This is a genomic window from Fulvitalea axinellae (assembly GCF_036492835.1).
GTDB classification, from domain to species: Bacteria; Bacteroidota; Bacteroidia; order Cytophagales; family Cyclobacteriaceae; genus Fulvitalea; species Fulvitalea axinellae.
The window spans coordinates 2,396,886-2,409,885 of the sequence record NZ_AP025314.1 but is presented as its reverse complement, the minus strand read 5'-3'; the positions used below and the strand labels follow the sequence as shown (position 1 = coordinate 2,409,885).

7 protein-coding genes are annotated in these 13,000 nt (G+C 43.3%); 5 read left to right on the top strand and 2 right to left on the bottom strand.

Features of this window, described 5'->3' with window-relative positions; all coding sequences use genetic code 11:
- Positions 1-208 precede the first annotated feature (208 nt).
- From AABK39_RS09310 to AABK39_RS09290, 5 genes are all read left to right on the top strand, one after another.
- Complete coding sequence (locus AABK39_RS09310) at positions 209-1,189, top strand: hypothetical protein (RefSeq protein WP_338394657.1); 981 nt, start codon at positions 209-211, stop codon at positions 1,187-1,189.
- Positions 1,190-1,358: 169 nt separating this feature from the next.
- Positions 1,359-2,669 carry a hypothetical protein gene (locus tag AABK39_RS09305; protein WP_338394656.1) on the top strand — a complete coding sequence of 437 codons (1,311 nt, stop codon included), beginning with the start codon at positions 1,359-1,361 and terminating at the stop codon, positions 2,667-2,669.
- Between the two features lie 179 nt (positions 2,670-2,848).
- Positions 2,849-3,340, top strand: coding sequence for a DUF6252 domain-containing protein (locus AABK39_RS09300; protein WP_338394655.1), 492 nt, complete (start codon positions 2,849-2,851; stop codon positions 3,338-3,340).
- A 180-nt stretch (positions 3,341-3,520) separates the two neighbouring features.
- Complete coding sequence (locus AABK39_RS09295) at positions 3,521-4,954, top strand: hypothetical protein (protein WP_338394654.1); 1,434 nt, start codon at positions 3,521-3,523, stop codon at positions 4,952-4,954.
- Positions 4,955-5,026: 72 nt separating this feature from the next.
- A complete protein-coding gene (locus AABK39_RS09290) occupies positions 5,027-6,100 on the top strand; it encodes an IS701 family transposase (protein ID WP_338392425.1) in 1,074 nt (357 codons plus the stop codon).
- Between the two features lie 187 nt (positions 6,101-6,287).
- Here AABK39_RS09290 and AABK39_RS09285 read toward each other — a convergent pair whose 3' ends face one another.
- Both AABK39_RS09285 and AABK39_RS09280 read right to left on the bottom strand, forming a co-directional pair.
- Positions 6,288-7,358 (bottom strand): hypothetical protein, encoded by a 1,071-nt coding sequence (locus AABK39_RS09285; RefSeq protein WP_338394653.1) that lies wholly within the window; start codon positions 7,356-7,358, stop codon positions 6,288-6,290.
- Positions 7,359-7,634: 276 nt separating this feature from the next.
- Positions 7,635-12,896 carry a PKD domain-containing protein gene (locus AABK39_RS09280; protein WP_338394652.1) on the bottom strand — a complete coding sequence of 1,754 codons (5,262 nt, stop codon included), beginning with the start codon at positions 12,894-12,896 and terminating at the stop codon, positions 7,635-7,637.
- Positions 12,897-13,000: the final 104 nt, after the last annotated feature.

The window sequence follows — 13,000 nt, the reverse complement described above, 5'->3', positions numbered from 1 at the left end:
CTCTATTCAATACAAAATATATCCCCAAAGTATAAAACGATTGACTAACAGCCCCTCAAAAGCACTCAATGCTTGTTATGGGCAGAACTCCCCAGTTACTTCGTGACAATTACTCTTAACATATGATGACCTTTCTATTTTACGATAAGCAGAAAATCAAAATTCAAAACTAATGACACACGTGCTATAATTTTCACAATACGTAACTATGAAAAGATCCATTTTGAAATTTGGCCTTATCGGCCTTACACTAGTTGCTTGCGCTAAAAACGAATCTGTCGAGGAAGACATAAACAGCGCCGAAAACTCCAAAAAACACCTAGTTACTTTTAACAATCAAATCAAAAGCCAAATAGACATTAGCACTGGCCCGATGATGAGAGCGGCCACTCAAGACCAAAGCCCTAAATTGGGGGGAAAGCGACTTATAGTTTACAAAAAGATTGAAGAAGGGAAATATACTTTCTTTCAAGAACTGATCGCATACCGTCACAAAAGCGATCATCCGGCAAATATTGACGAGCCATTCAGCCTTATGTTGGAAAACGGTGATTACATGGTAAACAGCCTGAACCATAAACTGAGAACCAACCCTTGGTCAGGCAAAGTGGTGGAGGACAGTTACAGGTCTTACGCCTGGATGATCCTTAAGTGTAACTTCCCTGTTTTTATGGGGTCCACGGTTGTCCCTAGCGGAGAAACTTGCTGGAACTCGGATGTGTTTGCCGGGCAAAAAGAGTTTACAATCGATGGAAGTGCCACTGAAATCGATATTGTCTCGACACGAAAAGTTGGGTTGGTGAAGATTTCCAGCACAACCGATTTGCCTGAGAACTGGAGCTATGTGGAGGTCAATGTAAACACAAATGTGGTAAGTCATATCACTTCGGGTAAAACAGGGTCGAAGCGAAAGCACTTTTATGACATCTTCAAAGACAAAAACCCCGATATGCCCCAGAAAGGATTTGAATGGGAATTCTACAACCTCGCTGATGATGATGTAGAAGTGGAAATTTTGGCGAAAAACGAACGGGGAGAGCTACTTACAAGAAAGGTTATCCAGCACGTTCCGGTAGAAGTAGGCAAAGTGACCACACTAAAAGGCGACTGCTTTCCCATCGGACAAACCTCTTTGAGTATTAAAATCGAGGATACTCCTTACGAAAACGGAAAAACCGTAACATTCTGACAATAGTGAAAGCAACCCCCATTTATGCGGGGTTGTTTTTTCCAAAAACATTTTCGACCTCAAAGCCATAAAAATCATCAACAACGAAATCAAACGCTTAAAAATAGAGTTCTTCAAAAACGACAAGAACAATCCATAAACCGTGTCCCTAATTTAGCGCACAGGTAGTATGTTTTCCAATTGGAAAAGAAAAGGCAAAACCAAGAAAGAATCCGAAGGAACACAGGGGAAAAGCCATGAACCTCCTGAGGATTTCGAATACTCAATGCAAGTATTCAAACAAGGCAATAAGTTGGTTCCAAGTACACCAATCACCCACCTCACACTTCATCATCCCCTATCTGTTGCCGAATCGCTGACTTCTTCCCTTCCCAAAACCAAATCCCCTTCCCAGACTCCCGATCCGCCACGTTTGGAGAGACTACCCACACCCCCTCCTAGCCATTCGGCCCGTAGGAAAGACAAAGAAACCGAAACGTTTCCTTCGAAGCCCAAAACGCCTTTAGAATTACATACACTAAAAGAGGCTTTGCCTACCGAGCCTTCAAGCCTGCCCTTTCCCCTTTTGCCTAGCGCAGGGCATAAAAGTAGCGAGGGATTCGAGCTAGATGCGGATTGGGAACTTATCGAAGACACTGATGTCCCCGAATACCATAACCCGGCTCCAAAAGGCAAACAAAAAAAAGTAAAACCTCAAAAACGTAAAGCCTCGAAATTAAAAAAATCGGACGAGGAAATTTTCCATACATTTTTCAAAGTTCCAGAACCTGACAATCCGCTTTACGACCGTTACCTCTTAATAATCGAAAAAGAACATCAGCAAGTCAGGAAAGACTCTGATGCGGTAAAAGCAAAAATCGGTATGGTTTACGATCCTTTTTGGGTGATGAACCGCCTAATCTCAACCGCTGAAGAGTCATTTCTGCACAAAATCGAACTCAGTAGACACAGAGGGATGCCTGACAGCACCGAAGTCTTGTTCGATAACGCGAGAAACATGCTAAAAAGAGAACTTACGTCTCTCAAGGAGAAAAACCTAGGCGAAGCCCATGCGGAGGCCTCTATTCACCTTGCTTATAGAAGCATTACGAAGAAGGAAAAGCTCCGGCAATCCGTTTCCGATTTCTCATCCGAAGACGTGTATGATTTTCTCTATCTTTTCAACCCTTCATTACTTGATGATAGATTTTTGATCAGTCACGGCCCTGGACTATTTAGCAGCACTCCACGCTTCGAATTACACAGGCTCAATAGGGATCTGATCCCAAAATTGATCAATGAGGGACGCCAAATCTACAGGAAGTTCAAGGAACGAAACCCTGAAGTGAATGTCGATAATCTTCATCAAGACGATATTCTTACGATGGCCAGAGACCTTCGTCCCATTGGGGAGGAACTGTTTGGTGATTCCTTAGATATTTACTCTTACCGAGGCTTTATGATGTGGGCCATAGGTTCTTTTGAGGAAATAGTAATATAAGCCTATATGCTACCCAGCAATTTTGATTTTATACACAGAGAATTTTTCATATATCAAACACGTTTTACCCCACTCCCTCTCCTTCCCTCAACCCTTGTCGTAGCCAGTTAGACTGGCTTGCTTTGTAGAAAAGGTCCACATAAGTCGTGGATAATTAAAAGTCATTTATTCAAATCATTATGAACAAATTAAGAGGATTATTCGTGGTGATGCTCTTCGTTTCACTATTTGCCTGCAGTAGCAAAGACAGTGTCGATGAGATAACACAGAGAGGAACGGTTGAATTTAAATTGAATGGTACCTCAAAAAAATTCACAAAAGCAAATTCATACGTAATATCAGGAGAAAGTATTCTACTCACCTTTGGAAACGACAAAAGAGAAATAGTAACCTTTAGAATTCCGGAAGTAAAAGAAAAAGACCTGCCCGCCACCTTTGACATGAATCATAAAGGAAACGTGCTTTCGGCAGGCTACGCAGCTGGCAACGACGTTTATTTGGCCACAAACGGCATAAACGGAATTGGAAAAATAGGTGATTTTAGCATAACTGTTACCGCATATGGAAACAAGAAAATCAGTGGCAAATTTTCCTTGAAAGCCAAACATTCCGAAAACACCTCCACAGTCACTATCACTGACGGGAACTTCACGGATGTAAGAATTTATTAAGGAATACGTATACAAGAGTTTAGATTTTCCGCTTACTGTATAAACAACGCATACCCTAAATGACAGATGGCTGTTCGCTACAAAAGTCTATTGGTAGATTTTTTGCGAACAGCCTTAGTCAAAAACCAACTCTTTATCTAGACACCACCGAAGAGACTCAGCTTTAGGAACAAACAGATCATGTTTAGGCAAACGCCAGCAAGAAAGCGGAAAAAACACAATGCGTCCCCTAAGCAAGGGTTGTCCAAGGCCCCTCCGATTCAGCCTTTTTCCAAAGACCAACCGATACAGCGGAAAATTGGTTTCGAAATAGAATTCCGCAGTATATTTTCAGGCCAATCAAAAAGCGAAGAAGGCTTTCGTAAACGGCGATTTGGCTTACTTCACACCAAACCCCTGGAAAAAGGAGAAACTTTACTTAGCTCCCCTTATTTCGATTTGGAGGCCGAAGACGGTCCCTACATCGGTTCTACTGTAGAAATCGTTACCAAGCCTTTCGAAGAAACTCTGGAGGGCTTCCATGAACTGTCCGTCTTTATTGAGCAATTAAAGCGATTCTGTGAAATCGCTAAAACCGCAAAATCCGTCGTAGGTCTGGATACTTTTGAGGCGGAAGGATTAGGGCTTCACGCCAAAGAAAGGATACTTCTGGATCTTACCCACTCCCAATATGAGTTGCCCATGTTTCCGCAAGCCACCTCAGGGATACGCATAAGCAGACTTTCCGCTATGCTTAACGATATCGGGATGGGAGAAGTCGGGGAAAGCGCGGAAATGGCCGAAAGAAAAAAAGCGCTACGACAGGAAATAGGACACCTCCCCTTTTTCGGCTATCATTCCAATTTGGTTTTGATGAGCCATTGCACATTGGTATCTAAAGAGGCGCTGGAAGTATTCTGGACAGAACACCCCGAAGCCCCTGGAGTCAAAGCCAGCGACGCATTACGAGGAACGCTCCAACAGATCTGCTTTTACTTAATGAGCGGATCCATGCCCGTGTATTCTTATGTCAAAGCCTTCACCACAATATTAGCCCGCACTGACTTCGCCAAGATATTCTCTCTGCTACCAAATGAAGAACAATTATTTTTTCGCTTGAACAACAATCAAGCTTGGAAAGAACTTGTCCGGACAATGTGCAGACCCGAGATATTCGGTAAAAAACGTAATGACTGGTCCAACTATAAAAACCCTAAAGTTGTTTGGCCTATGTCCGGGCCGAAATCCATAAATCTGGAAGCGCCATTTTTCGCAAAAGGTATTTACCGGGGTTTTCCCCACTTTCTTATTTATTCCACAAATATGTTAGCCGGTCTTTCCAGCGGGCAATGGGCCGATTCAATACCGGATACGGATTTGCTTAGCCCACATCACTTCCCCGTTCCAAGCAGAAGGGAATGGCTTCAGTCATTGGGAGAAATGCGTGAAAAAACAGATGTACACCCATATTCGGAAGAGGAAATGCCCATATTCGAAACCCGTGGAATGGGCGTCGCATATTCCGCCGAAAAAGTGGCCGACAAACTCCGGAAATGGTTCGCTTATGTTTTCGAGCTAAACCAAGACAGGGATTATAAGTATGGAGAACCACATGAGGAATTTGGGATTCATTAAATAACTGACCTTTCGCTCGCCTTTCCTATTGCAATTTTGGAAATTATATGATAAGTGACCGATTTTTGAAAAATGAAAAGGAGAGACGGATTTGAATTATACACGGATTATCTTATTGCCAGTCGAGGGCAAGCCACCTCAACAGGGCTCTCAGCATCTTTGGACAATCAGATTCCCCATGATTATTTCAGCGACCTCCTCAAGCAACCGGACATGGACCAAAAGGCTTTTTGGAAAGAGGTGAAGTCTTTCGCCAGGAGTATTGAGGGCGAAGAGGCGGTTTTGAGTATCGACGATTGCATTGTCCACAAGCCTCATTCCTCGGAAAACGACATCGTAGCTTATCATTTCGACCATACTGTAGGCAAAGCGGTCAAAGGGATCAACTCCCTTAACTTTCTTCTGAGCAATACCGTGGAAGGACAAACGGTTAACTGTCCGGTCGCTTATGAGATCGTCCACAAGACGGTGAAATACATAGACAAGAACGGGAAGGAAAAGCGTAAAAGCGAGAAAACGAAAAATGAGATGGTACTGGAAGTTTTACACCGTCTAAACTTTCTGAACAAACTGGTTTTCAGGTACATTCTTTTCGATACGTGGTTCACCGCCAGCGATACGCTGAAGTATATTCATTACAAGCTCAAGAAGGTTTTCGTTTGCCCGCTGAAGAGCAACAGGAATATAGCAATGAGCGAAAAGGACAAAAACGAGGGCAAATTCATTCACGTTTCGGATGCGCCTATTGAAAGCGGTCAAGTGAAGCGGGTGTGGGTCAAGGGAGTTGATTTTCCTGTCACGCTCGCCAAACAAGTCTTTACAAACAGGGACCGGTCGACCGCGGAACAATGGCTGGTTACCAACGGGGAGAACATGGCTTTCGAGGATATCGTAGCGATCTACCAAAAACGGTGGAAAGTCGAGGAGTTCCATAAGTCGCTCAAGCAAAACACGATGTTAGGCAAGTCTCCCACAAAGATGGAGATTACCCAATTGAACCACATCTTCGCTTCCATGATCGCCTACATAAAACTGGAAAAACTGAAGGTTAAGGAGAAGCTGAATCACTTTGCGATAAAATCAAAATTGTATTTGAAGATGATAAAGGCTGCCATGGAAGAACTTGACGCCTTGCGGTCGGCCTGAAATATATTCATTAAGAATCGCTCTCCCAAATGCAGGGAGAGCGAAAGTTCAGTAAATAACATCCAGTTATTGACAGCAATATAAAAGGGCGCCAATAAAAGCACCCTTAAAAAACTGTCGTATTTCTCACAATAAAGCGTTATAGCCGGAGACACTACATTCTATTGACTTATCAGGCTATCTACCTCTATTCTACCATCCGAAAAACATGACCAGGTGTATAGTCTCCCTTTTCAGCCAATGCCCGATATTTAACCAACTTACCGTCCTTTGTCATAATATGCAGGACAAAATCCAGTTCAAAATCAAAACTATAATTATCTCCAGACAGGGAAAAACGCCTTTCGGACTTTTCCGAGCCCAAGTCTAAAGGCAATGGAGTTGTCCAGTTGATTTCCCCGCTCATGTTTTCGATCCGAACAATCTTTCCCGCTCCACCGTAGTTAGAAAGATCCATATGAACCGAAAATCTCGAATTGCCTTGTTGCATTGAAGAATACCCGCCGGACTGTTCGCTTCTAATCAATGGGGCGCCATCGAGGCGATCTATCCTACTGATAAAATAGGTTTGTTCCGTTTTAAGGATGCTTATTCCTTGTGTATCTTCCGATTTGTATTCGTCATAATCTTCGTAAACAGCGGAACGTAACACATCTCGTTTTACCCATACAGTCTTCAGCTTCGCAATATTATTCAAATATTCCTGCTGAATATCGCTAGCAAGATTATTCCGATAACCGAAACTTGTTTCAAAACCGCTAACCAGCAAACTATCCCCTTGAATCTCTTCCACTTTAAGGTAGTCTACGCTTTCAACGTTAATTTTATCTCCTTCTACTTTGATAAAATCATCCGTATTTAAAGCGCCCAACAACTTCATATTCCATTCGGCGGTCAATTCGTATGAATGTTTACTATATCGATAAATTTTATAGTCATCATACGCCTCGTTACCCAAATAAATCCCCCCGGCAAGCAATAACAATATCGGCCCCAGAAAACTAATCCATGGGGTTGACGGCTCTTTTTTGATTTTTTTTAATATCTCATGCCTTATTGGTCTGGGAATTTCATAAAGCTCTCCATCCTGCTTCCGTAAAGCGACAAACTTACTTGTTGGGAAAAATGGTATAAAATAAAGATGAAAATACTTTTGCCGATACTCAACCTTTGCGTTTCCAAGTTCGGACATCTCTAATTCCCCAGCGTCATAACTCTTGATTTTAACGCTACGGGTTCCAAAAATAATTCTCGCCATTTTGTGAAGTTTAAACAGGGTTTGGTGATTAGCTAACGCTATAAAATATTAAATAACAGAACACAACATCAACATATCTAACGAAGCTCTTTGGATAACCTAATTGTCATAGCTTCATATTATCAACAAAAATAAGACAAACGATGAAATGCAGAAAAAATCTTATGTGAAATTAAAATTAATCAACTGCGCATAGGCTTAAATCTATTAAATGAAAAAAAGCCTTGATTCGGACTTTCCCGAACCAAGGCTTTTCAATTTGTTATTTAATCACCGTCACCGTACGAGTATTCTGAATGTCTCCATAAATTCTTCCAAAGACACTTCCAATACATACACCCCTTCAGTGAGGTTTATTTCCAGCTGAATCCGGTTATTTCCTTTTTCCAAAGGCACATTACGTTTCAGAACCGTATTACCCATGATATCATGAATCCTAAATTCCGCCAGTTCCCCTTCTTTTTTAGCAAAACACTCAACTCTTAATTCACCTCCAGCTTTGACCGGGTTAGGGAACACTACTATATCCGAGAGCTTTTCCTGATTAATACTTGGGGAATCACCCGCAACATTTACTCTAGCTTGAATATTTGAAACCTTATCATCAAATACCCATTCCACTGCGTCACCAGCTACTGTAGGCGCTACCAAGTCCACGACGCCCTGAGGATTAACCCTCAGAATCTTTCCCGAACCAATATGAACGATGTTTACATGGCCGTTTGGCAAGTGTTTCAGTGTCCAACGGACATTTTTACCACTATTGGCGTCACCTATCACCCTTACATCAAAGGCTAAACTTCCGGCATGAGGAGCGTTGAGTCTAAGAGCTCCACCTTCGTTGTCAAAATGGTACGCTCCCTCGCCGTCATCCACTTTTCTCCACTGCTGAGTCAGTTTATCCGAATTTCTCGTTACTATCACGTCACTCGGACTAATTTTCCCTGCAATATCCAATACCTCAGCCGTAGCCACATTTCGGATGTAAAACACCTCGGTTCCGAATGCGCTGACCGTAATGTACCCTTCTTTGGTTCTCTGCCCATCTCCAAACATGTTATTAACGGTCAAAGCAACTTTATAAACTCCCGGCTTATTGTACACCACCTCAGGGCTTTCCTCTTCGCTCATTTTAGGGGTTCCTCCCTCAAATGTCCATATTCTAGATGATGTCCCATTTACGGTAAGGTCCGTGAAACTCACACTTCCGCCAGACTTTACTTTGGTAATGTCAGCCTTAAAATCCACAATCGGCAACTTAGGGCCGGCTGTAGGGTTTTCGTCAAATGTCCATTCTACGTTCGATCCGGTTGTCTGTGACGACACAAGCGTCACCTTACCGTCTTTATCAGCATGAAGAATGAGACCAGATCCCAGGTGAATGATGTTTACATAGCCATTCGAGAGGAATTTAAGCTTCCAGCGTACATTCATTCCCGCATTAGCATCCGATATGACCCGAACAGGATTCGCTTTTGGAGCATTAAGCCTAAGCGCTCCGCTTTCATTATCAAAATGGAAAGCGCCGTCAGCCGTAGGCTTTCTTCTCCATTTTTGCGAAAGTTTCTCAGTGTTTGCTGTAGCTACAGCACCGCTGAATTCATTTGCGCCCAATATGTCCAACACAGATCCTGTACCTACATTTCGAATATAGAAAACATCGCTAGTAAACGGAGCTACGGTTATATAAGTGTTCTTGGTCGCCGTATTCTCCCCTTTCGAATTTCGCACAGTAAGCGTAACCCTATATGTACCTGGCTGGCTATAAGTAACCTCGGGAGCCTTATCATTACTCTCGGCGGGCTCTCCGCCCTCAAACGTCCATGCCCACTGAGACGGAGCATTTGCGGAGAGGTCTTCGAAGATAACTGATTCGCCTTTGTTCAAGGCTGTTTTCGAAGCCCTGAAATCAGCGGCAGGTCTCTCTTTCGCCTCAATTCCCTTAACAGTGATGTAATCACTCTTTTCCAAAATATCCTCTCCCTGTGAATTCAATACTTTAAGAGTGACTTTATAGGTTCCGGGCACATGATAAGTCACTGCCCGCTCTTTCGAATCACCATTCTTTGGAGAGCCTCCTTCAAATGTCCACTCATAAGTTTCGGGAACACCGTATGAGGCATCATAGAACACTATTTCGTTTCCTTGTTCGACAACTCTTGAGGTTACGTTAAAACCAGCCCTTAACGCTTCTGTATCGGGAGCGGTTATTTTCAAAAAGTTATCTTTTAGCAACTCATTGTGCCCCAATACGCTTTCCGCCATACAATTTACATTATACAGCCCAGGCGTTCCATAAGAGACATCAACCGAATCTCCTGACAACTCATAGGTTAACTCTCCAAGCCCCCAATTGATTTTCGGATTCACAGAGAAATCTCCGCCAATAACAGGGCATCCAGCAACAGCCATTGGAGCAATAAGCACTTCCTTCTTACCGGTTGGGTTTTTAGCTCTAAACGCATGGTTTCCACCAAAGCTTCCTTGATTGACATATTGCCCGAGCCCGTTTTTCTTATCAAAGTCCCAATAACCTATAAGCCCACTTTCGTTCAGCGGCTTTCTGTTCATATTCAGCCTGATTTCCTCAGGAGTGAGCATACGGTTCCATAATTGCAGTTCGTCGAACTTGCCTCTAAAGCTGAGATCTCCCAACACGATAAAAGCATCAGAATGTTGACGAAGGTTCAGCTGACGATTTTCCCAACGCCTAACTTCACGGCCATTGATATAAATCACCAAAGACGAACCATTATAAGCCATTGCCAAATGAGTCCACTTTCCGGGCTCCACTTTTGTGTTTTTCAACACATTAGTCATTGGAGTATACTTTCTCGAGAAGAATTCCAACTCTCCAGTGGCCCTAACCTTAATATCAAAATCTCGGGTACCCGTGTCTTCCCTACGTTTCCCGAATAGGCGCATTCGGTCATTGGCAATCAGATCAGCATTAAACCAGAACCCATATGTGAATTTGTTCTGCGTTCCGATAATTTTATCGCTCAAAGCAATATGATCCAAAGTGCTTACCTGAACTCCTGTTGAAATCTTTCCTTCTCCCTTGATTCCTGTAAATTTCAACTTTGCCGGAGTTGGAATCTGAGCGGGATTATTTTCCGCAACAAACTCCATTTGAGGCGTACAACCGTTTTCTTTCGGAATCACACTGAAAATGCCTTCCAGGTTTTTCTCTACAGTTTGTCCATTCCCGCTAACGATCAACTTCGCTCCATACGAACCCAGTTGATCCATATTTAAGGTAATCTCCGTTCCAGTTTTGCTTACAACGGTTATTCCATTTCCAATGATTTCCCAGCTAGCCTGTGAAATGTTCGGATCCTTAAGCTTGAGGGTGACCGTTTGGCCAGGGTTGATATAAGGCCTGTCCACTTCGACATCCGTACTCAACCTTGCGGATTTCACCTGTCTAGTCCATGCGATCTCGGATTTTGTGACACCATCAGGAGCTACCGCCCTTACCCCTATTCTGTATTCTCCGTTTTCGGGATTCAAAGGGGCGTCAACCACCAAGCCGGCCCATTCGGTACAAGCGTTCAACAGCACAGGTTCGCTTTGGCCTTCCTGCAACAGGATTTCAAAATACCAAGTGTCCACTTCGTCATTATAAACAACCGTTCCTTTTGGCGCACCCGGTTTACTATCCCAAAACAATTTGAACGAAAGCTTATCGTAACTTTCTTTCAGATTCTTGTATTTCAAAATCTGGGGTTTGGCAGGCTGAAAAGCTTTGGACGGATCATTTAAGGAAATTTCACCGATATAAGCGACATAATCCTTTGCCGTGCCTTCCACTTCTATTCCAAGCATTGCCACCACATCACCTGAAGATATTCCGTGATCGGCCAAACGGCAAGTATATGTTTTCCAACCATCACCGTCAGTGGTTGGCAAAGGAATCCTTGTAAAGATCGTTTCCGACCCTTCTTTGCTCAAGCGGATATTCATTTTCGGGTCCGATCCATTTTCTACCCGATACACCACCTTAAGTTCCGCTTGCGACGACATAGCAAGTTTGGTCTTAAAGAGATTAACATTAGACTTGCTCGTGTTTCCAGAAACCTTCAAGCAGTTGCCCGCAAAGTATGCGTCATCAAAGGATAATTCCAAATTGATCGGGTCCGCAGGCACCTGACCTCCGTCGTTGGTGACCCACCAACGCCAAGTAGGAAGATAATCCTGAATGCCTATATTATACCACCCTTTATCGAATGTCACTTTACCCTTGTCCGAAAAACGCATACCGTTACCCAAACCAAAACGGGTTACGAATGGCATTTCGGTAATCGTACTTTTGGCCACAGCCAATGACGCGATACCGTGAAATCTTTTTAGGCTCTCATTTCTTTGGTTACGGATTGTATTGGTTATGGCTGGCGTATTGGCCGGGTTCTGATTGCCTCCTGAATAAATCAGTTCCAACTTTTTCTGATAAGTCTTTTGCCATGTTAATGGTTCCGCTCCTTGCTCAGCGCTAGCCTCATAGTAAGTGTTGGCTCCATAGCCGCCCCACCACCATATTCCGATTTTTGAATTGGGCAAAATCTCCCAACCCGTACCTGGACCACCGTTGAAGTTGTGAGACATGCCTCTTTCGCCAGGGTTGAATCCAGCGTACACCGTATAAGGATCGGCACCGATAGACTCAGCGAATCTCACAGACGCCTCATTCTTATCTTTGGTGAAATTATAGTTGAGCAGGAAGGTTTTGAATACATACTCTCCATTCTTAAAAAACCAATCCCGGTTTCTCTGCGTCAGACCGTTATACCAATCAATATTCCCGTCATTGTTCTGAGCGTCATACCATAGAATCTGGAAGCCTTCCACCCCTTCTTCTTTAGCCTTTACGTTCAAATCCCTGAAGGCGTCTTGCAAACGATCTGCAGACTGCGGCGTAAAACTGGCCTCGCCATCAATCCCCAGCCCCGTCATACCATAGTATTTGAGAAAACGGGCAAGCTTACGGGTATTTTTAAATGTTCCGTCCGAGTTTTTAGCGGAGAGCCACATTAGCAAGTTACTATGCGCCGTGTTTGAATTAGGGCCGATAGGCTCCATCCAATCCAGAAAGAGTAAGCTTCCCGTCTGCACTCCGTTTCTGCTGGCCACGTTTTGGTACCCCGCCGGAGCACGCAAAAAATGGTTTCCCCAGTTACCGTGCACGTCCAAGTATTGCCACATACTGAAGTTATCGGAGTTGAAATTATAACGGGGCAATTGCTTCCATCTCTTGTCCTCCGTACCGATAGGGTCCCATGAGCAAACCCTTCTTTTGGGATCCAAATTTGGATTCACTTGGGTCGCTTTGTTTACAAACCTCTTTTTAAGCCTGACTCTCGAAATAAAAAACGCGTCATCTTCGCAAAGAGGATCTCCTACTTCGTAATCATCCCACCATTCCCATATTTTCGTATCATCCATCGGATAGGTGTAATAAAACGGATGTTGCGGACTAGTCTGGCAGTAGCTGATGCCACACCAGAGTATCGCTATTAAAAATGAATATAATTTTTTCATGTAAAAATTTTTCAATTCATAAATCTAAATTGGTCACAATTACGCCTTAACTTGGATCTTACAAGGCGATCTATTTAGGTATTCCAAAGCCAGCACCTTTAAGC